This is a genomic window from Amycolatopsis australiensis (assembly GCF_900119165.1).
GTDB classification, from domain to species: Bacteria; Actinomycetota; Actinomycetes; order Mycobacteriales; family Pseudonocardiaceae; genus Amycolatopsis; species Amycolatopsis australiensis.
The window spans coordinates 2,680,047-2,700,429 of sequence record NZ_FPJG01000006.1 but is presented as its reverse complement, the minus strand read 5'-3'; the positions used below and the strand labels follow the sequence as shown (position 1 = coordinate 2,700,429).

29 protein-coding genes are annotated in these 20,383 nt (G+C 72.8%); 17 read left to right on the top strand and 12 right to left on the bottom strand.

Going from position 1 to position 20,383, the window contains the following annotated elements:
* Positions 1-61: 61 nt before the first annotated feature.
* Genes BT341_RS14410 through BT341_RS14400 form a run of 3 tightly spaced genes read right to left on the bottom strand, consistent with a single transcriptional unit; the run spans position 62 to position 1,563 of the window.
* Positions 62-565 carry a winged helix-turn-helix transcriptional regulator gene (locus BT341_RS14410; RefSeq protein WP_072476788.1) on the bottom strand — a complete coding sequence of 168 codons (504 nt, stop codon included), beginning with the start codon at positions 563-565 and terminating at the stop codon, positions 62-64.
* 32 nt (positions 566-597) lie between these two features.
* Entirely contained in the window at positions 598-1,173 is a 576-nt protein-coding gene (locus BT341_RS14405; protein ID WP_072476787.1) for a GNAT family N-acetyltransferase, read from the bottom strand.
* A gap of 9 nt (positions 1,174-1,182) precedes the next feature.
* A complete protein-coding gene (locus BT341_RS14400; protein ID WP_072476786.1) occupies positions 1,183-1,563 on the bottom strand; it encodes a cupin domain-containing protein in 381 nt (126 codons plus the stop codon).
* A 51-nt stretch (positions 1,564-1,614) separates the two neighbouring features.
* Between BT341_RS14400 and BT341_RS14395 the strand changes: the two genes are divergently transcribed.
* Positions 1,615-2,580, top strand: coding sequence for a helix-turn-helix domain-containing protein (locus BT341_RS14395; RefSeq protein WP_072476785.1), 966 nt, complete (start codon positions 1,615-1,617; stop codon positions 2,578-2,580).
* 130 nt (positions 2,581-2,710) lie between these two features.
* On the opposite strand, the gene BT341_RS14390 is transcribed toward BT341_RS14395, so the two are convergent.
* Positions 2,711-3,142, bottom strand: coding sequence for a PadR family transcriptional regulator (locus BT341_RS14390; RefSeq protein ID WP_072476784.1), 432 nt, complete (start codon positions 3,140-3,142; stop codon positions 2,711-2,713).
* Positions 3,143-3,359: 217 nt separating this feature from the next.
* Here BT341_RS14390 and BT341_RS45280 point away from each other — a divergent pair, with 217 nt between their 5' ends.
* The 5 genes from BT341_RS45280 (at position 3,360) to BT341_RS14370 (ending at position 6,006) form a co-directional block, all read left to right on the top strand.
* Positions 3,360-3,506 carry a hypothetical protein gene (locus tag BT341_RS45280; protein WP_177328804.1) on the top strand — a complete coding sequence of 49 codons (147 nt, stop codon included), beginning with the start codon at positions 3,360-3,362 and terminating at the stop codon, positions 3,504-3,506.
* A 2-nt stretch (positions 3,507-3,508) separates the two neighbouring features.
* A complete protein-coding gene (locus BT341_RS14385; RefSeq protein ID WP_177328803.1) occupies positions 3,509-4,153 on the top strand; it encodes an MFS transporter in 645 nt (214 codons plus the stop codon).
* The gene (locus tag BT341_RS14380) at positions 4,153-4,359 is read left to right on the top strand and encodes a hypothetical protein (protein WP_072476782.1); all 207 of its coding nucleotides are present in this window, start codon (positions 4,153-4,155) and stop codon (positions 4,357-4,359) included. The genes BT341_RS14385 and BT341_RS14380 overlap by 1 nt, the downstream gene beginning before the upstream one ends.
* 130 nt (positions 4,360-4,489) lie before the next feature.
* Positions 4,490-5,395 carry a hypothetical protein gene (locus BT341_RS14375; protein ID WP_245804969.1) on the top strand — a complete coding sequence of 302 codons (906 nt, stop codon included), beginning with the start codon at positions 4,490-4,492 and terminating at the stop codon, positions 5,393-5,395.
* A gap of 287 nt (positions 5,396-5,682) precedes the next feature.
* Positions 5,683-6,006, top strand: coding sequence for a hypothetical protein (locus BT341_RS14370; protein WP_072476781.1), 324 nt, complete (start codon positions 5,683-5,685; stop codon positions 6,004-6,006).
* On the opposite strand, the gene BT341_RS14365 is transcribed toward BT341_RS14370, so the two are convergent.
* Both BT341_RS14365 and BT341_RS14360 read right to left on the bottom strand, forming a co-directional pair.
* Positions 5,995-6,819 (bottom strand): DMT family transporter, encoded by an 825-nt coding sequence (locus BT341_RS14365; RefSeq protein WP_072476780.1) that lies wholly within the window; start codon positions 6,817-6,819, stop codon positions 5,995-5,997. The two genes, BT341_RS14370 and BT341_RS14365, sit on opposite strands and share 12 nt — an antisense overlap.
* Complete coding sequence (locus BT341_RS14360; RefSeq protein ID WP_072476779.1) at positions 6,819-7,325, bottom strand: MarR family winged helix-turn-helix transcriptional regulator; 507 nt, start codon at positions 7,323-7,325, stop codon at positions 6,819-6,821. The genes BT341_RS14365 and BT341_RS14360 overlap by 1 nt, the downstream gene beginning before the upstream one ends.
* Positions 7,326-7,490: 165 nt before the next feature.
* Here BT341_RS14360 and BT341_RS14355 point away from each other — a divergent pair, with 165 nt between their 5' ends.
* Together BT341_RS14355 and BT341_RS14350 are read left to right on the top strand one after the other, a co-directional pair.
* A complete protein-coding gene (locus tag BT341_RS14355; RefSeq protein WP_072476778.1) occupies positions 7,491-8,996 on the top strand; it encodes an alpha/beta hydrolase in 1,506 nt (501 codons plus the stop codon).
* Between the two features lie 61 nt (positions 8,997-9,057).
* A complete protein-coding gene (locus BT341_RS14350; protein ID WP_072476777.1) occupies positions 9,058-9,870 on the top strand; it encodes an SGNH/GDSL hydrolase family protein in 813 nt (270 codons plus the stop codon).
* 70 nt (positions 9,871-9,940) lie between these two features.
* Here BT341_RS14350 and BT341_RS14345 read toward each other — a convergent pair whose 3' ends face one another.
* Positions 9,941-10,120 carry a hypothetical protein gene (locus tag BT341_RS14345; protein WP_245804968.1) on the bottom strand — a complete coding sequence of 60 codons (180 nt, stop codon included), beginning with the start codon at positions 10,118-10,120 and terminating at the stop codon, positions 9,941-9,943.
* Between the two features lie 181 nt (positions 10,121-10,301).
* Between BT341_RS14345 and BT341_RS14340 the strand changes: the two genes are divergently transcribed.
* On the top strand, positions 10,302-10,742 hold the full coding sequence (locus BT341_RS14340; RefSeq protein ID WP_072476775.1) for a GNAT family N-acetyltransferase: 441 nt from the start codon (positions 10,302-10,304) through the stop codon (positions 10,740-10,742).
* Between the two features lie 2 nt (positions 10,743-10,744).
* Here BT341_RS14340 and BT341_RS14335 read toward each other — a convergent pair whose 3' ends face one another.
* Both BT341_RS14335 and BT341_RS14330 read right to left on the bottom strand, forming a co-directional pair.
* Entirely contained in the window at positions 10,745-11,326 is a 582-nt protein-coding gene (locus tag BT341_RS14335; protein ID WP_245804967.1) for a hypothetical protein, read from the bottom strand.
* 100 nt (positions 11,327-11,426) lie between these two features.
* A complete protein-coding gene (locus BT341_RS14330) occupies positions 11,427-12,122 on the bottom strand; it encodes an SDR family oxidoreductase (RefSeq protein WP_072476773.1) in 696 nt (231 codons plus the stop codon).
* Positions 12,123-12,225: 103 nt separating this feature from the next.
* Here BT341_RS14330 and BT341_RS14325 point away from each other — a divergent pair, with 103 nt between their 5' ends.
* The 4 genes from BT341_RS14325 to BT341_RS45870 all read left to right on the top strand — a co-directional run bounded on the left by BT341_RS14325 (position 12,226) and on the right by BT341_RS45870 (position 15,012).
* On the top strand, positions 12,226-13,140 hold the full coding sequence (locus BT341_RS14325) for a LysR family transcriptional regulator (protein ID WP_072476772.1): 915 nt from the start codon (positions 12,226-12,228) through the stop codon (positions 13,138-13,140).
* Between the two features lie 194 nt (positions 13,141-13,334).
* Positions 13,335-14,507, top strand: a complete 1,173-nt coding sequence (locus tag BT341_RS14320) for a lytic transglycosylase domain-containing protein (RefSeq protein WP_072476771.1) — start codon at positions 13,335-13,337, stop codon at positions 14,505-14,507.
* A 5-nt stretch (positions 14,508-14,512) separates the two neighbouring features.
* Positions 14,513-14,773, top strand: a complete 261-nt coding sequence (locus BT341_RS14315) for a hypothetical protein (protein WP_072481944.1) — start codon at positions 14,513-14,515, stop codon at positions 14,771-14,773.
* Positions 14,774-14,808: 35 nt separating this feature from the next.
* Positions 14,809-15,012 (top strand): transposase, encoded by a 204-nt coding sequence (locus tag BT341_RS45870; RefSeq protein ID WP_218177732.1) that lies wholly within the window; start codon positions 14,809-14,811, stop codon positions 15,010-15,012.
* Between the two features lie 347 nt (positions 15,013-15,359).
* Here the strand turns inward: BT341_RS45870 and BT341_RS14305 are convergent, their stop codons facing one another.
* Complete coding sequence (locus tag BT341_RS14305) at positions 15,360-16,136, bottom strand: TetR/AcrR family transcriptional regulator (RefSeq protein ID WP_072476770.1); 777 nt, start codon at positions 16,134-16,136, stop codon at positions 15,360-15,362.
* 67 nt (positions 16,137-16,203) lie between these two features.
* Here BT341_RS14305 and BT341_RS14300 point away from each other — a divergent pair, with 67 nt between their 5' ends.
* Complete coding sequence (locus BT341_RS14300) at positions 16,204-16,617, top strand: DnaJ family domain-containing protein (RefSeq protein WP_072476769.1); 414 nt, start codon at positions 16,204-16,206, stop codon at positions 16,615-16,617.
* Here the strand turns inward: BT341_RS14300 and BT341_RS14295 are convergent.
* Together BT341_RS14295 and BT341_RS14290 are read right to left on the bottom strand one after the other, a co-directional pair.
* Positions 16,600-17,250, bottom strand: coding sequence for a YidC/Oxa1 family membrane protein insertase (locus tag BT341_RS14295; protein ID WP_072476768.1), 651 nt, complete (start codon positions 17,248-17,250; stop codon positions 16,600-16,602). The two genes, BT341_RS14300 and BT341_RS14295, sit on opposite strands and share 18 nt — an antisense overlap.
* Before the next feature lie 64 nt (positions 17,251-17,314).
* On the bottom strand, positions 17,315-17,587 hold the full coding sequence (locus BT341_RS14290) for a DUF6412 domain-containing protein (protein WP_072476767.1): 273 nt from the start codon (positions 17,585-17,587) through the stop codon (positions 17,315-17,317).
* Positions 17,588-17,673: 86 nt separating this feature from the next.
* Here BT341_RS14290 and BT341_RS14285 point away from each other — a divergent pair, with 86 nt between their 5' ends.
* The 3 genes from BT341_RS14285 (at position 17,674) to BT341_RS14275 (ending at position 20,382) form a co-directional block, all read left to right on the top strand.
* Positions 17,674-18,795: a metallophosphoesterase gene (locus BT341_RS14285; RefSeq protein ID WP_245804966.1), complete on the top strand. Its 1,122-nt coding sequence runs from the start codon at positions 17,674-17,676 to the stop codon at positions 18,793-18,795.
* Positions 18,796-18,949: 154 nt separating this feature from the next.
* Positions 18,950-19,594, top strand: coding sequence for a DUF998 domain-containing protein (locus BT341_RS14280; RefSeq protein ID WP_072476765.1), 645 nt, complete (start codon positions 18,950-18,952; stop codon positions 19,592-19,594).
* Positions 19,591-20,382 carry an alpha/beta fold hydrolase gene (locus tag BT341_RS14275; protein WP_072476764.1) on the top strand — a complete coding sequence of 264 codons (792 nt, stop codon included), beginning with the start codon at positions 19,591-19,593 and terminating at the stop codon, positions 20,380-20,382. Before BT341_RS14280 ends, BT341_RS14275 begins: the two co-directional genes overlap by 4 nt.
* The last annotated feature ends 1 nt before the right edge of the window (position 20,383 follow it).

Sequence of the window (20,383 nt, the reverse complement as noted above, 5' to 3'; positions counted from 1 at the left end):
CACCCCTCTCGAAGAGCCGTCTGACCACGATAGTTGCGTAGATAGACCTACCGTGTCAACGTCACTCCTGCCGGGCGAACCGGGCCTCGACGTCCGGGCGCCGCGCCAGCCGCGGCGGGAAGCCGGGACCGCGGCGCATCCGCGTGTCGTCCGATGTCATCGGCTCGCCGCAGTCCGCGCAGACGATTTCGGCGTGCGTGTCGTGCCCGCAGGCGAGGTGGTGCACGGTGATCGGCGGGCCGTCCTCGGTGGCGAGCCACTTGTCGCCCCAGCGCGTCATCGCGAGCAGCACCGGGTAGAAGTCGCGGCCCTTTTCGGTCAGCACGTAGTCGTAGCGCACCGGCTCGGCCTGGTAGGCGACCTTCTCCAGCAGCCCCTCGTCGACCAGCCGCTTGAGCCGGTCGGCGAGGGTGTTGCGCGCGATGCCGAGCGCCTGCTGGAACTCGTCGAAGCGGCGGACGCCGTAGAAGGCGTCACGCAGCACGAGCGGGGTCCACCAGTCGCCGAGCAGGTCCATGGTGCGCGCGATCGAGCACGGCCACTGCGCGAACGAGGTCCGTTTCATGCGCCCGAGCGTACGCCGTTTCGGAGAGAGACTCAGCAGGTCAGGCGCATGACCACGCGCCGCGCCGTCGGGCGGCTCACCTCGGTGAAGCCGGCGTCGGCGAAGATGCCGGCGGTGCCGACGAACAGCTCGCCGGGCCACGCGACCGGCTGCCCCGGCGCGACGACGATCGGGTAGCCCTCGACCGCGCGGGCCCCGCGCTCGCGGGCGAAGTCCGCGGCCGCCTTCGCCAAGGCGGCGCTCACCCCGCGGCGCCGGAAGCCCTTGCGCGTGACGAAACACGTCACGGCCCAGACGCCGTCGTCCGCCGGGTCCTCGTCCCGGCCGTCCCACACCACCCGGCTGCCGAGGAGCCGCCGGTAGGCGGTGCGCGGCTCGACCGCGCACCACCCGGCGGGCTCGCCGTCGAGGTAGGCGACGAGCCCGGTCGCGTGCTCGGCGGTCTGCCGCCGGAACCGCTCGGCGCGTTCTTCGGCCGTACCCGAGCGCCACTGCGCGGGCGTCTCCTTGAAGTACTGGCACCGGCAGCGCGCCGGGTCGCCGCGGTCGCCGAAGATCGCCTGCAGGTCCGCCCAGGACGCCTGGTCGACGGGTACGACAGTCAGCATTCCCCGAAGCTAGACCAGGTGGCCCGTCGTGACGTCGACGTGGTCCGGGACGTCGTCGTGCGCGTCGCCGACCGAGAGCGTCCCCGACGGCTCGACCAGCAGGACGACGGCGCCCGGCTTCGACGACGGCTTGTGGAACGTCCCCTTCGGCACGACGAAGACCTGCCCGCGGGTCAGCGTCACGACGCGCTCGTCCGGGTCGCGCACGCCGATCTCGATCTCGCCGTCGAGGACCATGAAGAACTCGTCGGTGTCTTCGTGGACGTGCCAGACGTGCTCGCCGGCGAACCTCGCCAGCCGGATGTCGTAGTCGTTGACGCGGGTGACGATCCGCGGGCTCCACGGGGCGTCGAAGCCCGCCAGGACTTCGGTCAGGTCGATCGGGTTCATGGGTCGATCCTGCGCCTGGCGTCCCGCGGCGGCGAGTGCTAGGAATCGCACATGCCGCAAGAATTCTCGCACCGGGTCGTCGTGCTGGTCGACGAAGGCTCCAACCCTTTCGAGATGGGCGTCGCGACCGAGCTGTTCGGGCTGCGGCGGCCCGAGCTGGACCGGCCGTGGTACGACTTCGCGCTCTGCGCCCCCCGCCCGCAAATCGCGATGCACCTCGGAATGTTCACACTTTCTGGGGTCGGCGGCCTCGACGTCGCCGACACCGCGGACACGCTGATCGTGCCCAACCGGCCGGACCCGCTGGCCCCGCCGTCCCCGGCCGTCCTGGCGGCGGTCCGCCGGGCGGCCGACCGGGGCGCGCGCCTGGTGAGCTTCTGCACCGGCGCGTTCACGCTCGCGTTCGCCGGCGTGCTCGACGGCCGCCGGGCGACGACGCACTGGCGGTGGGTGGACGACTTCGCGGCGCGCTTCCGCGAGGTGGACCTGGAACCCGACGTGCTGTTCGTCGACGACGGCGGCATCCTGACCGCGGCGGGCAGCGCGGCCGCGCTCGACCTGGGCCTGCACCTGATCCACCGTGACCACGGCGCGGAGATCGCCAACGCCGTGAGCAGGCGCCTGGTGTTCACCGGCCACCGCGACGGCGGGCAGCAGCAGTTCGTCGAGCGCCCGGTGCCGCCGGTGCCGGACAGTTCGCTGGCCCCGGTCCTGACGTGGGCCCGCGCCCGGCTGGACCGGCCACTGACGGTCACGGACCTGGCGGCGCGCGCGACGGTCAGCCCGGCGACGCTGCACCGGAAGTTCCGCGCGGAGCTGGGCACGACACCACTGGCATGGCTGACAGCAGAGCGCGTGACACTGGCCTGCCGCCTGATCGAGCGCGGCGAGCTGCGCCTGGACCGGGTGGCGGAGGCGAGCGGCCTCGGCACGGCCGCGAACCTGCGGCTGCAGTTGCGACGACATACCGGGTTGAACCCGAGCGCTTACCGCCGACGCTTCGGCCCGGCGGCCTGAGGTCGGGACACCTGCGCCGCGCACCCGGCTGAGCCGCGCGCCTGCCGCCACCTCGATCGACGAGCCCGAACCGCGGCCGCAAACCCGCCACAACCGCCCGAGCCGCGCGCGAACCACCGCCGCTGCGGGGCTACGCGTCCGCCACCCGGCGTCGGGCCTCGGCAATCCAGCCGAGCATCGCCTCCAGCATGCGCGCCCGCAGATCCAAACCCATCGCGCGCGGGTCCGTCGGCCGCTCCGTGCGGGCCAGCTCCGCCAGATACGCCCGCAGCCCCGCCAGCTCCGCCCCCAGCGCCCGTTCCTCCCGGTCCAGCACCGCCAGCGCGTCGTCGCGGTCCAAAGTGGACACCAGCAGGGCGCGGAGCATCGACTCGTCGCGCACGGTCCGGTCGGGCTCCACCTCCACCAGCCACCGGCGCAGCTCGGCGCGGCCCGCCGGGGTCACCGCGTACGTGCGACGGCCGCGCGGGCCGCCCGCGACCTCCTCGGCGAACCCCGCTTCGGTGAGCTTCGCCAGCTCGCCGTACATCTGGTTGCGCCGGGCGTACCAGACGCCGCGCATCACCTCGTCGGACTTCTTCGCAGGTCGTAGCCGCTCTGCGCGCCCGGCAGGAGGGTGGCGAGGACGGCGTGGCGCAGGGACATGCTCGTCATCTCCGACAGGTCATACTTTACCGGTCAAACTTGACTCGTGACTGAACGGGAAACTCCTGATCCTGCTGGCCACCCTCGCCGGCGTCCTGCTCAGCGCCCTCGACGGCACGGCCACCGGCACGGCGATGCGGAAGATCGCCGCCCAGCTGCACGGCGAGCGGAGCCTGACCTGGGTCGTCACCGCCTACCTGCTGGCCTCGACCGTCACGATCCCCGTCTACGGCAGGCTGGCGGACTGCACGGACGCAAGGGCCCGCTGCTCACCGGCCTGACCGTGTTCCTGACCGGCTCGGCCCTCTGCGCCCTCGCCGGGGACATGCCCCAGCTCATCGCGTTCCGCGCCGTGCAGGGCATCGGCGCCGGCGCGCTGATGACCGTCGGCATGACTCTGCTGCGCGACCTCTACCCGCCCGAGCAGTCCACCGGCATGGCCCGCCTGCAGTCCCTGGTGGCCGGGCTGCTGGTGGTCAGCTTCCTCGGCGGCCCGCTCGTGGGCGGCGTCCTCGCCGACCACGCCGGCTGGCGCTGGATCTTCCTGGCCAACCTGCCGATCGGCGCCGCCGCGGCCGGCGTCCTCGCCGGGCTGGTCCCGCGCGGGCGTCCCGGCGACCGCGACACCGGGCGGTTCGACACCGCGGGCGTCCTGCTGCTGACGGTCGCGATCTCCCTGGTCCTCATCGCGCTCGGCACCGAGCACGCGACGGCCCTGCTGCCCGCCGGGCTGGCACTCCGGGCCGCCTTCGTGGCCGTCGAACGCCGCGCGGAGCTGCCGATCGTCCCGCTGCGCCTGTTCGGCGGCCGGACCTACCTCGCCGTGACGTGCGCCGGCTTCCTCTTCACGGCGGCGACCATGCCCGCCGGACTGTCGGCCTGTACTTCCAGCACGTACGCGGGTTCGACGCGACGGCGTCCGGCCTGATGGTGCTGCCGCTGATGGCCGGCATGCTGGCCTGCTCAAGCAGCTGGGCGGCAGCACCGGGCTCGCGATCGGGCAGACGCTGCTCGGCGGCGCCATCGGCCCGGCGATCGCGGCCGTCGGCACCGCCGGCGGCCGCGATCGCGCTCGGCGCGGTGCTCGCCATGGAAGACCTGGACGTCATGCCGGGGCGGGTCGCGGCTCGCTGACCGCGATCGGTTTTCCGATGGACCGTCCAGCCTGAGCTATTGGCGAGCAGGCCGGCCGCGGGCCTACGGTCGGGGACACGGCGATCTGGGGTTCTCTTCGCCGTCCCCGCCCACGAATCGGAGTATTCCTTTGCGTATCAAGCAGATCGGCGCCGTGCTGGCCGCGGCCGCGGTGTTCGTCCTTCCGGCCGCGCCCGCCGAGGCGGCGTCGAGGCTCGTTCCCCTCGCCGCCGGCCAGCAGCCCGAAAACATCGCTCTGGAGCCCGACGGCTCCGCCGACCTCACGTTCGCCTGGACCGGCGAGATCGGCCGGGTCACGCCTGGCGGGCAGGTCGGCGTGATCGCCCGGATCCCGGTGCCCGCCGACGGCGACGTCCCAGTCGTGCACCGGAAAATGTTCCTCGGCGGCATCGTCCGTGCGCCGGGCGGCGACCTGTACGTCGCCGTCTCGACCGGCACTTCGGCGACCGGGCTCTACCGCGTCCGGCCCGGCGGCGAGCCGGTCCGGGTGGCCGCGCTGCCGCCGGCCGGGTTCCAGAACGGCGTCGCGCGCGACCCCGGCTCCGGGGACCTCTTCGTCGCCGACTCGTTCGGCTCGGCGGTGTGGCGGGTGTCGCCGCGCACCGGGCGCGTCACCGCCTTCGCGGCCGGCGAGCTGCTCGCGCCGGTGAGCGGGTTCGGCGCCAACGGGATCAAGGTCCACGACGGCGCCGTGTGGGTGTCCAACCTGGACCGCGGCACGCTGGTCCGCTTCCCGCTCGCCGGCGGGCCCGGCCGGGTGCTCGCGCGCGGCCTCGGCCCGGTCGACGACTTCGCCTTCCACGGCGACACGGTCGTCGCGGCGGTCAACCAGGAGAACCGGGTGGTCACGGTGGGTCGCGACGGGACCACGACCGTCCTGTCCACTGCGGACGGGCTGGCCAACCCGACGGCGGTGGCCGTCCGCGGCGACACCGTGTACGTCACCGACGGTGCGTACTTCGGCGGGTCGCCGAACCTTCTCGAAGCGACGCTGCGTTTTGCAGGTTGCAAGTAGCGAGGAAAAATCCGGCGCTATTTCGGTGAATATTCAAATGCATCGCGGCGATCGGCACGTGCATCGGCACAACGCCCGGTGCACGCTCGCGATGCGCAGGCGAAGTGGTTGCTGCGCGTCAATTCCGCCGGTATGTTGGCGCCATCCCGGGTGGTCGAGGATCGGTTGCCGGGGTTCGCGCTGCTCGGCGTCAGAGGGGAGGCCGCCGTCGGGATAGCGCTTTCCGGTGGTCGGGTCGCCGCCGGGGAGCAGGAGGGAACAGTGCCTTGGTGTTGCGGGGATCGGTCGTGGACGACCGGGTGAGCGAGCCGTACCTGGTCGGGCAGGAGTCCATCGCGGGCGAGCTGCGGCGCGGCAAGTGGTGCGTCTACCTGCACGAATGGCTCGGCGACGACCACGACCTGGCCACCTGGCGCGATCAGGTGGCCGCCCGCGCGGCGGAGTCCGGCGTCGAGGTGTGCTTCGTCGAGATCCCGCGCAAGGACATGACGCTGGTGGCGAACGTCGAGGCGTTGCCCAGCTTCGAGCAGGTGACCCAGTCGGTGGCGGCGCTGGAGCACCACCGCGACATGGTCGCCGGCCGGCGGCGCGGCCGCCGGTCAGCCGAGTGACACGAGCGCGATCGCCGCGCCCGCGCCCAGCAAGCCCGCCACCTGCGCACGACTCAGCCGTTCCCGCAGGAAAACCAGCGCCAGCAGCACCGGCACCGCCGGATACAACGCCGCCAGTACCGTCGCGACCGCGAGCAGCTGGTGCTGGGCCGCGAGCAGGTACAGCACGATCGCCGCGCTGCCGCACACGCCCGCGAACGCCGCCGGAACCGTCAGCCTCCACCGCAGGTGCCACGGGGCGTGCGTGGCCGTCACCAGGCACGCGATCGCCGCCACCGACACCGCGCGGCTCACCACCACCGGCCAGAAGCCCGCCTCCGCCGGGATCCGGGACAGCGCCACGAACTGCACCGCGAACCCCACGCCGGCCACGAACGCGTCCGGAATGCCCGCCGCCGCGCGCTTTTCGTCCTTGCCACGAGACACCAGCCACAGTGCCGGAAGCGCGCAGCAGACGCCGGCGATCGCCGCGGGTGAAAGGCGTTGCCCCAGCAGGAGCAGTCCGAACAGGACCGGAAGCACCACGGCCGCCACGTCGCTCGCGGGCACGACCAGGCTCATCGCCCCCTTCCCCATGGCGCGGTACAGGAACGCGACACCGACACCGGTACCCGCACCCGACAACGCGCCCCAGCCGAGCGCTCCCGCCGTCGCCGCGCTGCCCGACATGGCCAGCGGCACTGTTACCACCGTGCCCGCGACCTGCGCGTACAGCGAGACCGTCATGCCGGGCGCCCGCCGCGAAACCAGCCCGCTGACGAAGTGCGTGAGCCCGAAACACAGCGCCGAGACGAGCGCGAGGACGTTGCCCATCACGACCTCCCCGCCTCGCCGACCGGGCAGCTTCGCCGCTGGGCGACACAGCCCGGACGGTCGCAGAGCCGGCACATGAGGTCGCCGTCGCGTACCTCGGCGTGCAGCCTGCGCAGCAACTGTTCCAGCACCGGTTCGAGCGCCGCCCGGTCCGGCACCGCGCGCAGGGCACCGGCCAGGACTTCCTGCCGCGCCGCGAGAGCCCGCTTCGCGGCGGCACGCCCGTCTTTCGTGAGCACGACGGCGACCGCCCGCCCCTGCCTGGCCTGCCGCTCGACGAGCCCGCGGGCGGCGAGCTGGTCGAGCATCCGAGCGCAGGCCGGCTGGCTGAGCCCGATCCGATGCCCCAGCTCGGTACCGCCGAGACCGGGGAACTCACTGAGCACGACCAGGGCCGCGGTCCCGCTCAGGCTGGCACCGGCCGCCTCCGCCGCGGCCGCCGTCATGCGGTCGGACAGCGTCAGGACCGTCGCGCCGAGCAGGTTCGCCAGTCGAGATTCATGCATTACTCATGCATAACACACCGGCCAGGAGGTCGCAAACCGGACAGCTCGCCCTCAGCTGTCCACAATGGACGGAACGGCGGGATTCACCTGGGAACCTGGCGCGATGACCGGAATGGTGATTACCTGGAGCCGAGCAACCACGGTCGGTAAGGGGAGGGACTGACGATGCCGGGGGAATCGAGACGGCTGCTGACGGCCGCGGCGCTGACGGCAGTACTGGGTGGCTCGCTGGCGGCGACGCCGGCCTCGGCGGCGGGCACGCCGGGATCGATCGACTGGCAGCCGTGCGCCGACGCGCCCGGTGTCGACTGCGGCTCGGTGACCGTGCCGGTCGACTGGGCGCACCCGGACCGCGGAACCATCAGCATCGCGCTCGCGCGGCGCAAGGCGACGGATCCGCAGGCGCGCATCGGGTCGATCCTCATGGACCCGGGCGGCCCCGGCGGAGCCGGCGCCGGCGAGGTCAAGCAGGGCTGGGCGCTCTCGGCCGAGATCACCAAGCGGTTCGACACCGTCGGCTTCGACCCGCGCGGCGTCGGCGGCAGCACCCAGATCAAGTGCGGGCTCGCCGAGGTGATCGCCGACCACCCGCAGATGCCGCGCGACCAGTCCGAATTCGAGCAGCTCGCGGCGTACAACCGCAAGCTCGGCGAAAGCTGCGACAGGCTTTCCGGCCCGCTCGGGCAGTTCGCCGACACCAAGAGCGTCGCGCGGGACATGGACGCCATCCGCGCCGCGCTCGGCGAGCGGAAGCTGACGTACTACGGGGTTTCGTACGGCACGCTGATGGGCCAGCAGTACGCCGAGCTGTTCCCGGACAAGGTCCGCGCGCTCGTGCTGGACAGCAACATGGACCACTCGCAGTTCACGGCGTTCGAATTCCTCGACAGCGAAACCCAGTCGGTGCAGGCGGAGTTCGGCGAGTTCGTGGCGTGGTGCGGCCGGACGCCGAGCTGCGCGCTGCACGGCCGGGACGTCTCGAAGCTGACGCGCGACTTGCAGGACAAGGCCGCACGCGGCGAGCTGAAGGACCCGCAGAGCGGCGAGGTGATGATGCCGCTTTCGCTCGCGTCGCTGTTCCAGGGCTCGTTCTACGGTCCGGACTGGGATCGGCTCGCCAAGACGCTCAAGGCACTGGCGGACGGGACCGGGCCGGCCGCGGCGGTGAAGGCCAAGGACGACGTCGGGGTCAACACCGTCTTCCAGAGCGTGTTCTGCGACGACTGGCGCCTTCCGGTGCACAACTTCGCCGAGCTGGAGGCCTACCGGCGGACGGCGGCGGCGCTCGCGCCGGACGTCAAGGTCAACTCGCTGGGCTGGGCGGCCGTCACCGGCTGCATCGGCTGGCCGGACCGGACGAGCAACCCGCAGCATCCGCTGCAGGTGCACGGCGCGCCGCCGCTGCTGATGGTGAGCAGCCGGTACGACCCCGCGACACCGTACGCGTGGTCACAGGCCGCGGCGCGCCAGAGCGGCAGTACGCTGCTGACCTACGACGGCTGGGGCCATGGCGCGTACTTCAAGAACAGCCAGTGCGTGATCAAGGCGACCGACGACTACCTGATCAGCGGCAAGCTTCCGGCCCGCGGCACGCACTGCGCCGCGGTCGAGCCGGGCACGGCCCAAGCCCGCATCGCCGGGCCGAAACCGCCGTCGACGATCGCCTTTTGACCCTTCCTTCGCGTGGCCGGCCCGGGCACAATCGGTTCCGGCCACGCGAAGGGAGCCGGGGATGCTTCGTCGAGTCTTCGCCACTGCGGCGGTCGTCGTCGCGCTGAGTTCGCTCCTGACGGCACCGGCGGAAGCCTGGGGCTGGGGCCGCTACCTCGCGCTGGGTGACTCCGTCGCGTTCGGCTACCGGCCCGATGCCGGCGCGGATTACGCGAACCCGGCCAACTTCAGCGGCTACGCGGAGAAGTACGCGTCGCTGCGTGGGCTCCGGCTCGCGAACGCGTCCTGCCCCGGCGAGACGACCGGAAGCATGCTGGACGTCAACGCGCCGAGCAACGGCTGCGAGAACGGCTACCGCAAGGCGTTCCCGCTGCACGTCTCCTACCCGGGCGCCCAGGTCGGTTACGCGGTGCAGTACCTGCGGGCCCACCGGGACACCCGGCTGGTCACGCTGACCATCGGCGCGAACGACATGTTCCTCTGCCAGAAGAGCACGCCGGACCACTGCACGGGCCCGGACTTCCAGGTCGCCCTCGACCAGGCGAGCCGCAACCTCGCGACGATCCTCGCGGCGCTGCGCGCGGAGTACCACGGTGACCTGGTCCTGGTGTCGTACTACTCGCTCGACTACCGCGACGCGGCGCAGGTGGCGCAGGTGAAGGCGATCGACTCCGCGTTGAGCCAGGTCACGCACCGCTACCACGGCAAGGTCGCGGACGGCTTCACGGCGTTCCTGATCGCGTCCCTGCGCACCGGTGGCGACCCGTGCGCGGCGGGACTGCTGATCAAGCTGCCCACCGGCGGCTGCGACGTCCACCCGACCGCGGCCGGTCACCGCGCCCTCGCCGCAGCCCTCGCGTTCGCGGCACGCTGAGCCGGATCGTCCCGAGTGGACAGACGAAAGAGGCCACCCCCGGCGAGGGTGGCCTGCGGGAACGGCGCGCTCACCGCGGCTTGCGCCGCCACCGCCCGGTGACCGCGGCGAGCGCGCGGAACCGCGGCGTCCGGGCGACGACCGGCTCCGGGCCGATCCGGCGGCGCATCCGGTAGGCCAGCTCGAGGACTTCGAGGTCCTCGGGCCGCCGTCTGCCGTGGACGTCCGGCCGGAGCATGAGCTCCCCCACCGTGACGGGCCTGCCACTGGCATGGTGCGCCGTGCGCGCCATCGGGAACCTCCGCTGCGTCGTGCCGACCGGGACCTGATGGCCGCCGATTCTATGAATCGGATTCGGGTTCGTCACCTTACTCACCAGTTGTGTCCCGCGTGTCCACCGAACCGGCCGGACGGGACGTTAGCCTCGGCGCATGATCTCCATCGGGCGCCTCACCGAAGACGACCGCGCGGCCTGGGAAAACCTCTTCGCCGGCTACAACACGTTCTACGGCAGGACGCTCGCGCCCGAGCTCGTGGACCGCGCATGGCGCGAGTTCCGCAGCGGCGAGCGGATGCACGCGCTCGGCGCGCGGCTCGACGGCGAGCTCGTCGGCATCGTGCACTTCTTCACGCACGTCAGCACGACTTCCGCCGACGTCTGCTACCTGCAGGACCTGTTCACCGACGCGAAAGCCCGCGGCCGCGGCGCGGGCCGGGCCCTCATCGAAGCCGTCGCCGGCTGGGCGCGGGCGCGGGGATGCGCCCGCGTCTACTGGCACACGCAAACGTCGAACACGACCGCGCGGCGGCTGTACGACCAGGTCGCGCTCGACAAGGGGCTCATGCAGTACCAGATCCCGCTCGGCCCGTAGCTTCACCGGCGGTGGTGGCCGCAGCCGTCGTGACCGCCGCCGTGATGCGGCCCCGCGCCGGGGCGGCCGCGGGACCAGATCGGCACGTCCGGGATCTCGTGCCGCACCGGGGCCGCCTGCTTCGGCGGCCGGTGCGGTTTCGGCTTCACGACCACCGCTTCGGCCGGCTTGCCGCGACGCGCCGGCGTGGCCGCCGAACCCGGTTCCGGCTGCGACTGCTCGGCAACCGGCGTGATTCCGCCGGATTCCCCGGGTGCTGCCACGGAATCCGGAGCAGGCTTCGCGGGCGGGACCACGACCCGTGCCGGCAACGGGACCAGCGCGACCGCCGGGGGTTCCACGCCGGCAGGCGGCCACGCCGCGCCCGCGCTCCGCTCGACGGGCAGCGACACCGCCGCGCCGACCCCGCCGGTCAGCGCGAGCGCGCCGGCGACCACGGAGAACACCCGCAGGCGGCCCAAAGACCGCAGGACCCGCGGTTTCTCACGGTGGCGCGCGCCGCCGGCAGGGCGATCGGCCACGGCGGACCGGACCAGCAGCTCGGCGACGGTGACCTGCCCGCGACGCGGAGCCCTACGTGCCATCAAACCCTCCACCCTGGGCCGACCGGACGGCGGCGATGCCTCCGGTCGGCCGATCATAGGAACCGTTCAGGGTCGTGTAAAGGCTCGATCACGCACCGTTTCAGGCCAGCCTGGCGCCGCCGTCGACGTGCAGGACCGTGCCGGTGACGAACGGGTTGGCCAGTGCCTGGAGGGTGGCCGCCGCGACGTCCGCGGTCGTGCCCACCCGGCGGGCCGGATTCGTTTCCGCGGCCCGGCGGAAGAACTCGTCTTTGCCCTCACCGAGCCGGTCCCACGCGCCGGAATCGACGATGCCCGGCGAAATCGCGGTGACGCGGATCGGCGCGAGCTCGACCGCGAGCGCTTCGGCGAGGACCGCGACCGCGCCGTTCGTCGTGGCCATGACCGTGCGTCCGGGTACCGGCCGCCACGCCGCGACCCCGGAGAACAGGGCCATCGCGCCGCCGTCCCGGAACCGCGGGGCGAAGTGCTTGGCCAGCAGCAGCGGCCCGATCACCTTGGCGTCGAAGGCCCGCGTGACCGCGTCGCGGTCCAGGTCGGCGACCGGCCCGTTCGCCGGCGCGGCCCCGAGCGTGACCAGGTAGTCGAGTTCGCCCACCGCCTCCGCAAGCGCTTTCAGCGACGCTTCATCACCGAGGTCGGCGAACGCGGTCCGCAGGCCCGGACCGCCGATCTCCGCCGGAGTCCGCCCGGCCAGCGTGACTTCCGCGCCCGCCGCGTCGGCGTCCGCCGCGATCCGGCGCGCGATGCCCGACCCGCCGCCGACGACGACGAGCCGCTTTCCCTCGAACGACATTCCCGTGCTCCTTCCGTTGCGCACACCGGCTTCAGCGCGCGCCGCGGCCGGAACCATCCCGTCACGATCCGAATGTTTTCGATGGTTCCGATAGAATCCACGAATGCCTACGTTGCGCGCCCTCGAGTGCCTGGTCGCGGTGCTGGACGCGGGATCGATCACGGAGGCGGCCGCGCGGCTGCACCTTTCGCAGCCCGCGTTGTCCCACCAGATCGGCACCCTCGAACGCGAACTCGGCACGCCGGTGCTCGAACGGCTGCCGCGCGGGGTCCGGCCGACCGCGACCGGACGCGCGGTCGTGGCCGACGCCCGTGCCGCGCTGGCCGCCGCGGACCGCGTGGTCCGGACCGGGCGCGCGGTGGCCGCCGGCGGCGAAGGCGCGCTGCGGATCGCGTGCGCGGAGAGCATGACCGCCGGGCTGCTGGCGCCGGTGCTGCGGGCCTGGCACCGGCACCGCCCGGGCGTTCTGATCACGCTGACCGAGACGACGAGCGCGGACGCGCTGGTGGCGGCCCTGGAAACGGGCGAAGCGGACGTCGCCGTCGGGCCCCGGCCGAGCCGCTGGACCGGGCGGACCGACGTCATCGGGCGCGAAGAGATCGTCCTGGCGCTGGCCGCCGACCATCCCCTGACCCGGCGGGCGGCGGTGCCGATGGCCGGCCTGGCGGGCGTGCCGGTGGTGCACTACCACCCGGACAACGGCCTCGGCGGCTGGCTCGACGAAGAGGCCGCGCGCCGGGGAACCACCCTCACGGCGGTGATGCGGACGAAGCAGGCGGCGACCGCGGCGCAGCTGGCCGCGGCCGGGCTCGGTGTCGCACTGGTCCCGACCACCGCGCTGACCCGCACTTTCGCCGGTGCGCTGCGGCGGCTGAAGCCGGCTCTGCACCGCGACGTCGTCACGTTCACCGCGACGCCGTCGGATTCGCTGGTCCGGCGGTTCTCCGCGGACGTGACCCACCGCGGGATCGCCGTGCCCGGTGTCCTGCTGGACAAACTCTCCCCAGGGTCCCGTTAAGTCCTGGTGAATGTGACAGATTCCCTACGAAGGTTTTGTGCCATCAGGACGAACTTCTCTCCGGCGCCGCGATTTCGCTGTGCTATTCGCCAAAGTTTGGTTCCATCGGATAGCTTGCTCCTGCCGGCCGGTACCGGCGGGTGGGCCGATCGGGTGAGGCGATCAGCGAGAGATCGAGGGAAGCGGGGACGACCATGGCGAAGCACCGGCCACGGCGCAAGGGCACGCGCGGGGTCCGGCGGACCGCGGCCGCGCTCGCCGGCGGCGCGCTCGTCGTGCTGCCCACGCTGACCACGGGCCTGCCCGCGCCGGTGGTGGTCGCCGCCGACGCCGGCGGCGCGCTGCCCGACCAGGCCGCCCCGGCCCAGCAGCCGAACATCGTCATGCCGCCGATCGCGGTCGACGGCAGCCTGCCGCAGCCGCCGCTGCCGACGCCGCTGGTCGTGCCCGGCGGGCGGGCGGGTTCGGCGGGCATCTCCGGGCCGCTGGGCATCCCCGCGAGCATGCTCAAGGCGTACCAGAACGCCGCCGCCATCCTCGCCAAGGAGCAGCCGAACTGCCACCTCGACTGGGCGCTGATCGCGAGCATCGGCCGGATCGAGTCCAACCACGCCCGCGGCGGCTACGTCAACGCGAACGGCGACACGCTGGAGCCGATCCTCGGCCCGGTCCTCAACGGCGCCGGCGCGTTCGCGGCCATCCCGGACACCGACGGCGGCCGGTACGACGGCGACCCGGTGTGGGACCGCGCGGTCGGCCCGACGCAGTTCATCCCGTCGACCTGGCGCGGCTACGCCTCCGACGGCAACGGCGACGGCGTGTCGAACCCGAACAACATCTACGACGAGACGCTGGCCACCGCCCGCTACCTGTGCTCGGGCGGGCTGGACCTCTCGACCGACGCGGGCCAGCGCCTGGCCGTGCGCCGCTACAACAACTCGCAGTCCTATGTGGACACCGTGATGGCGTGGGCGGCGGCCTACCGCGGCGGCGTGGCCCAGCTGCCCGACAGCGACGTGCCGATCGGCGCGCCGCCTGCCCCGGACGCCGCCGCCGCGGGCGCGCCGGTCGGCGTGCCCGCCCCGCCGGCGTCGCCGGAGACCACTCCGCCCACCACGGAGACCCCGCTGCCGCCGGCCGGCGAGACGCCGACGTCGACCACCTCGGCGACCAGCACGCCGAGCACTCCGACCACCGACCCGACGAAGCCGCCGACGACGTCCACCACGCCGCCGGCGACCACGCCCAGCAGCACCACCACCACGACTCCGCCGCCGGCCACGACGACGTCGGCCGCCACCCCGGCCGGTTCGACCGAGTCGGCGACCAAGACGACCGAAACCACCACCACCAGCCCGACCAAGTGAGCCCGGTGGCCACGTTCTTCGTGCCCATCCGCTGCGACACCGACGGCTTGACCCATGCGGTCACCGAGGACGAGTTCGCGGCGGGACGGCACGAGGGGCGGTTCCGGGCGGTGTGCGGGCACGTCGTGCTCGCGGCCGCGATGATCGAGGAGCCCGGCCGGTTCGACCCGGGCTGCCGGGACGTCCTGCGCGGAGGCGGCGCGGTGGCCGAGCCCGTGGTGCCCCGCCAGGAACGCCGCCGTCCGCGGTGGCGGGCCCGCCGCTAGGGCGTGTCCGGCAAAAGTTTCGGCTGGCGGCTGGGATGCTGCCGGTCGTGTCGCGGGTTCAGTTGCTCTCAGACGATCAGTGGGCGTTGATCGAGGATCTGCTGCCGGTCCGGACCGGTGAGCGGGGACGTCCGTTCTCGGATGCGCGGGCGATGGTCGAGGGGATCATCTACCGGTACCGGTGCGGGATTCCGTGGCGGGATGTCCCGGCGGTGTTCGGTCCGTGGCAGACGATCTGAACCTGGCACCGGAGGATGGCCGGTGACGGCACCTGGACACCGTCCTGGAACGCCTGCTCACCGATGCGGACGCGGTGGGCTTGATGGATTGGTCGGTGTCGGTGCATTCCACGATCGCCCGGGCACATCAGCACGCCACCACCATCACCCGCCCCACAAGGGGCTGGGTCGAACTACACCGAACAGCGCACCGAGCCGCCTGACCACGCGATCGACCGTCCCGAACCTGCCGACCAGGCAGGGGCACCGCCAACCCCGCGGTTCCCGCGGCGGCCGCCTACCCGCTTCGACCCGGTGGATTGCCGCGGCCCGTGATCACCTTGGACCAACGCATTGTCAGACACGCCCTAGCGGTCGGCGACGAGGGCTTCGATGCCGTCGAGCATGCGGTCCAAGCCGAACTCGTAGGCCGTGTCGCCCTGTGCCTTGGCGCTCTGGTCGAAGCCGCCGCCGAGCCAGATCCGGTTCATCGCCGGGTGCTCGTCGACGACGAAGTAGTTCTGCCAGAACGAAGACCGCTCGTGCCACCACGCCTCGGTCGACTGGCCGGTGCTGCGCTCCAGCCGGGTGTTCTCCGCGCCGAGCGCGGCGTTCGCGTCGATGTACGTGCCGATCCCGTTGGCCGCCGCGACGGCTTCCCGCGGTGACAGGCCCAGACTGTCCATGATGGACAGCAGATACTCCTGACCGGCCAGCTGACCGGGCCCGAGCGGCGGCCGGACCCGGGAGACCTCGCACAGCCAGGAGTGGCTGCGGTACGCCTCTCGGGTGCGCTCGGCGTAGAGCGCCACCTGCGCGCGCCAGTCCGCCAGCCGCGGCTCGCCGGGGCCGGGCAGCCGGCGTCCGACGAGCACGTCGTCGACCATCAGGTCCACCAGCTCGGCCTTGCCGGGCACGTAGGTGTAGAGCGTCATGGTGCCGGCGCCGAGCTCCTTGGCGACGCGGTGCATCGACGCGGCGGCCAGCCCGTCGGCGTCGGCGACCGCGATCGCCGCGGCGACGATCCGCTCGATGGTCAGCGTCGGGCGGCGGCCCCGGGCCGGTTCGGCCGCGGCACCGCGGGCCCGCCAGAGCAGCGCGAGGGTCCGGTCGACGTCGTCGGCGCCAGTGCGTTCGGCGGTCATGCGCTCCCCTCGCTCCTCCGAGCGCGATCCTACCCGGGCCGGCCGTCCGACCTGGCATTCTGGAGGCATGACCCGACGCAAACCGCCCAAGGTCTCCTTCCGCTGGTGGGTCGACCGGCAGATCGCCGAAGCCCGCGAGCGCGGCGAGTTCGACGACCTGCCCGGCACGGGGAAGCCGCTGCCGAAGCCGACGGGCAACGACGCGGCGACGGACTGGGTGCTGCGGCAGGTCCGGGCGGGCGGCCACGACACGAAGGCGTTGCTGCCGCCCGCGCTCGCGCTGAAGCGCGAGGTCCAGGACCTCCCGGAACGGCTGGCCCGCGAACGGACCGAGCGGCAGGTGCGGGAGATCGTCGAGGACCTCAACACGCGGATCCGCCAGGCCTACCTCAATCACCACACCGGCCCGCCGCTGACCGTGGCGCTGGTGGACGTCGAGGAAGCCGTCGCGGACTGGCGGCGCTCACGAGCCGCGTCGTAGCAGCGCCCGCTCCGCCGCCGTCCAGGCGGTCGTCGTCAGCAGGTAGATCCCGGCCGCCTGCGGCACGACCAGCGTCGCCAGCACCGTGCCGTAGGGCAGCAGCCGCAGGAGCCTGCCGCCCGGGACTTCGGCCTCGCGGTCACGGTCCTGCCGGCGCACCGAGAACCAGGCGACGATCGCCAGGCCGGCCGCGATCACGAACACCAGCGGGCCGCCCGCCAGGCCGTGCGCGCCCAGCGGCGTCCCGAGCAGGGTCGCGCCGAGCAGGGAATTGGGTTCGCCACCGACCGTGGGCGTGGTGAACAGCCGGTACATGACCGTGAAGAACGGCAGCTGCAGCAGCATCGGCAGGCAGCCGGTGAACAACGACGTCCCGGACTCCCGTTGCAGCTTCGCCAGCTCCGCGGCCAGCCGCTCCCGGTCGTGGCCGTGCTGGTCCCGCAGCGCGCGGATCTCCGGCGCCAGCGCCGCCCGGGCGCGCTCGCCGCGGGCCGCCGAGCGGGCGAGCGGGTGCAGCAGCAGCCGCACGCACAAGGTGAACACGATGATGGCAGGCGCCACGGAAAACAGGCCGGTCAACGCGTGGATCAGGTGGTACGCGCCTGCGACGGGCACGTCGAGAAAGCCGAACATGGGCAGCACTCCGCGTGAAGGGAAGGGGTGAGGGTGTGCGGAATGGCTGCGTCTGAAGTGGTTCCTACGCAGCCGTGCTGCGGGAACCGGGTGCTCGCGGCCTGCTGCGCCCCGGGGCGCCGGGATCACGCAGGCGGATGGCTTCGGCCCGCCGCGCACGGCGGCGCAGGGCGGTGACGCGGCTGCGCACCGGTGCCGACCACAGGGCGAGTCCGGCGCGGTGCGTGCTGCCGACAAGGAGGACGACCAGCAGGCTGGCGGCAGCCAGGGACGCGAAGGCGACCAACGCCGCCGGGCTGGTCATGGCGGGGAAAGCCAGCTCGAGCAACGCGTTCACGGCGACCCCCCTTCGACACCTCAGGGTAGCGGAACCGCGACCGCGGCGGTCCCGGCTAACAGCCCGATGGGCTGTAACCTGGTTCGATGAGAGGCCAATTCGTCGTCGTGCCGATCCTGGCGCTGCTCCTGCTGTTCACCGTGCCCTGGTGGACGCTCGTCCTCGCGCCGGACTGGGGCACGGCGGCCACGGTCGCGGGCACCGCGGTGTTCGCGCTCGGCCTGCTGACGATGCCGGTCGCCATGGTGCGCGGCCACGGACGGCGCCAGCTCGACGGCGCCGCCCGCCTCGGCGACTCGCTGCTGGCCGTGATCTGGGTGCTGTTCAGCTGGTCCGTGCTGAGCCTGGTCCTGCGCGCGGCGCTGCTGGGTGTCGACGACCCGGCGCGGTCGCGGATCGTGGCGGGGGCGACCGCGGTGGTGGCCGCCGTCCTGCTGGTGCACGGCAACCGCGTCGCCATGCGGGTGCCGCCGGTGAAGGCCGTCGACGTCGTCATCCCGCGGCTCGGGCCCGGCCTCGACGGCCTGCGCGTCGCGGTGCTGACCGACACCCACTTCGGGCCGATCGACCGGACGAAGTGGTCGGAGCAGGTGGTCGCGGCGGTGAACGCGCTGGCGGCGGACGTCGTCTGCCACGCCGGTGACCTCGCCGACGGCGCGGTGGCCAAGCGCCGCAAGCAGGTCGACCCGCTCGGCGGCATCCAGGCCGGGCTGGGCCGGTTCTACATCACCGGCAACCACGAGTACTTCGGCGAGGCACAGGCGTGGCTCGACCACATGGCGAGCCTCGGCTGGGACACGCTGCACAACCGCTCGGCACTGCTCGAACGCGGCGGCGACCGGATCGTGTTCGCGGGCATCGACGACCCGACGGGCGCGGCGTCCGGCCTGCCCGGCCACGGCCCCGACCTGGCGGCGGCGCTGGACGGGGTGCCGGCCGACGTCCCGGTGGTGCTGCTGGCGCACCAGCCGAAGCAGGTGCGCCAAGCCCGCGAGGCAGGCGTGGACCTGCAGATTTCGGGCCACACGCACGGCGGCCAGATCTGGCCGTTCCACCTGCTGGTGCGCCTCGACCAGCCGACGCTGTCCGGCCTGACCCGGCACGGCCCGACCCAGCTGTACAACAGCCGCGGCACGGGGTTCTGGGGTCCGCCGTTCCGGGTTTTCGCGCCCAGCGAGATCACGCTGCTCACCCTCCGCCGCGCCTGACCCGAGCGCCCCAAGGCGGCCTTCGGTGCGTCACACGCAACCAAGGCGGCCTTCGGTGCGTGAGACGCAACCAAGGCCGCATTGGGCGCTCCTCCGGGACCGACAACTTTTTTTGTCTTGACAACTTCATCCATCGGTTGGCACGCTGGCCCGCATGACGACCACAACGCTTCCCGCTCCCGCCGCCCTCCCCACCCGCACCCTGCTGACCTGCGGAATCCTCGCCGGGCCCGGCTTCGTCGGCACCGGCGTCCTCCAGGGCCTCACCCGCGCCGGGTTCGACTTCACGCGGCATCCCGCCAGCGTCCTGGCCAACGGCGACCTCGGCTGGCTCCAGGTCACGAACTTCCTCGTCACCGGCCTGCTCACGATCGCCGCCGCGGCCGGGATCCGGCGGGTCCTGCCCGGCCGGTGGGGACCGGGACTGCTGGCGGTCTACGGCGCCGGCCTGCTGTGCGCGGGCGTGTTCCGCGCGGACCCGCAGGACGGCTTCCCGCTCGGCACGCCCGCCGGACCGCCGGCGGCGGTGAGCTGGCACGGCACCCTGCACTTCGCCTGCGGCGGCATCGGCTTCGCCGCGCTCGTCGGGGCCTGCTTCGCGATCGGTGCGCACCTGAGCCCCGCCCGGGCGTGGTACTCGCGGATCAGCGGCCTGCTGTTCCTCGTAGGCTTCGCGGGCGTAGCGTCCGGATCGACGAGCCCGGTCGTCACCCTCGGCTTCTGGGCGGCCGTGGCGATCGCCTGGACCTGGCTCGCGACCACTTCCGCCCACCTGATGCCGCGAGGAGACCTCCGATGAGCACGACGACTTCCGCCGACGGCACGAAGATCGCCTACACCCGCGCCGGGTTCGGCCCCGCGCTCGTCCTCGTCGACGGCGCGATGTGCTACCGCGGCTCCTCCCCCAACGACGCGCTCGCGAAGGAACTGGCCACGCGCTTCACCGTGTACACCTACGACCGCCGCGGCCGGGGCGAAAGCTCCGACACCGGGCCGTACACGGTCCAGCGCGAGGTCGAGGACCTCGCCGCGCTCATCAAGGACGCGGGCGGCGAGGCGTTCCTGTTCGGCATCTCCTCGGGCGCGGCGCTGGCCCTCGAAGCGGCTCGCACGCTCCCGGTGCCGAAGCTGGCGTTGTACGAACCGCCCTTCGTCGTCGACGGCACGCGCCCGCGCGTCCCGGCCGACTACCCGGCGCGGCTCGACGCGGCGCTGAAGGAAGGCAAGCGCGGCAAGGCGGTCAAGATGTTCATGACCGAGGGCGTCGGCCTCGGCGGCGCGACGGTGGCGATGATGCGGATCATGCCGTTCTGGGCGAAGCTCAAGCGAGTGGCCCACACGCTCCCGTACGACACGGCGCTGGTCGCCGGCCACCAGGCGGGCCGGCCGCTGACGGCGGCGTGGCCGGAAGTGACGGTCCCGACGCTGGTCGCCGACGGCGGCCGCAGCCCGGACTGGATGCGCAACGGCGTCGCCTCGCTGGCGAAGGTCCTGCCGTCGGCGGAACACCGGACCCTGCCGGACCAGACGCACATCGTGAAGGCAACGGCCCTGGCGCCGGTGCTGACCGAGTTCTTCCTCGGCTGAG

What these genes read in the sequence shown, in the direction of transcription:
- BT341_RS14355 (WP_072476778.1), top strand. Translation starts at nt 7,491, where the DNA reads ATGCCGGGGGAATCGAGACGGCTGCTGACGGCCGCGGCGCTGACGGCA.
- BT341_RS14325 (WP_072476772.1), top strand. Translation starts at nt 12,226, where the DNA reads ATGCCTACGTTGCGCGCCCTCGAGTGCCTGGTCGCGGTGCTGGACGCG.
- BT341_RS14295 (WP_072476768.1), bottom strand. Translation starts at nt 17,250, where the DNA reads ATGTTCGGCTTTCTCGACGTGCCCGTCGCAGGCGCGTACCACCTGATC.
- BT341_RS14360 (WP_072476779.1), bottom strand. Translation starts at nt 7,325, where the DNA reads ATGCATGAATCTCGACTGGCGAACCTGCTCGGCGCGACGGTCCTGACG.
- BT341_RS14340 (WP_072476775.1), top strand. Translation starts at nt 10,302, where the DNA reads ATGATCTCCATCGGGCGCCTCACCGAAGACGACCGCGCGGCCTGGGAA.
- BT341_RS14380 (WP_072476782.1), top strand. Translation starts at nt 4,153, where the DNA reads ATGGTGCTGCCGCTGATGGCCGGCATGCTGGCCTGCTCAAGCAGCTGG.
- BT341_RS14410 (WP_072476788.1), bottom strand. Translation starts at nt 565, where the DNA reads ATGAAACGGACCTCGTTCGCGCAGTGGCCGTGCTCGATCGCGCGCACC.
- BT341_RS14335 (WP_245804967.1), bottom strand. Translation starts at nt 11,326, where the DNA reads ATGGCACGTAGGGCTCCGCGTCGCGGGCAGGTCACCGTCGCCGAGCTG.
- BT341_RS14305 (WP_072476770.1), bottom strand. Translation starts at nt 16,136, where the DNA reads ATGACCGCCGAACGCACTGGCGCCGACGACGTCGACCGGACCCTCGCG.
- BT341_RS14400 (WP_072476786.1), bottom strand. Translation starts at nt 1,563, where the DNA reads ATGAACCCGATCGACCTGACCGAAGTCCTGGCGGGCTTCGACGCCCCG.
- BT341_RS14350 (WP_072476777.1), top strand. Translation starts at nt 9,058, where the DNA reads ATGCTTCGTCGAGTCTTCGCCACTGCGGCGGTCGTCGTCGCGCTGAGT.
- BT341_RS14390 (WP_072476784.1), bottom strand. Translation starts at nt 3,142, where the DNA reads ATGCGCGGCGTCTGGTACGCCCGGCGCAACCAGATGTACGGCGAGCTG.
- BT341_RS14275 (WP_072476764.1), top strand. Translation starts at nt 19,591, where the DNA reads ATGAGCACGACGACTTCCGCCGACGGCACGAAGATCGCCTACACCCGC.
- BT341_RS14280 (WP_072476765.1), top strand. Translation starts at nt 18,950, where the DNA reads ATGACGACCACAACGCTTCCCGCTCCCGCCGCCCTCCCCACCCGCACC.
- BT341_RS14330 (WP_072476773.1), bottom strand. Translation starts at nt 12,122, where the DNA reads ATGTCGTTCGAGGGAAAGCGGCTCGTCGTCGTCGGCGGCGGGTCGGGC.
- BT341_RS45280 (WP_177328804.1), top strand. Translation starts at nt 3,360, where the DNA reads ATGCGGAAGATCGCCGCCCAGCTGCACGGCGAGCGGAGCCTGACCTGG.
- BT341_RS45870 (WP_218177732.1), top strand. Translation starts at nt 14,809, where the DNA reads ATGCTGCCGGTCGTGTCGCGGGTTCAGTTGCTCTCAGACGATCAGTGG.
- BT341_RS14320 (WP_072476771.1), top strand. Translation starts at nt 13,335, where the DNA reads ATGGCGAAGCACCGGCCACGGCGCAAGGGCACGCGCGGGGTCCGGCGG.
- BT341_RS14405 (WP_072476787.1), bottom strand. Translation starts at nt 1,173, where the DNA reads ATGCTGACTGTCGTACCCGTCGACCAGGCGTCCTGGGCGGACCTGCAG.
- BT341_RS14300 (WP_072476769.1), top strand. Translation starts at nt 16,204, where the DNA reads ATGACCCGACGCAAACCGCCCAAGGTCTCCTTCCGCTGGTGGGTCGAC.
- BT341_RS14365 (WP_072476780.1), bottom strand. Translation starts at nt 6,819, where the DNA reads ATGGGCAACGTCCTCGCGCTCGTCTCGGCGCTGTGTTTCGGGCTCACG.
- BT341_RS14395 (WP_072476785.1), top strand. Translation starts at nt 1,615, where the DNA reads ATGCCGCAAGAATTCTCGCACCGGGTCGTCGTGCTGGTCGACGAAGGC.
- BT341_RS14285 (WP_245804966.1), top strand. Translation starts at nt 17,674, where the DNA reads ATGAGAGGCCAATTCGTCGTCGTGCCGATCCTGGCGCTGCTCCTGCTG.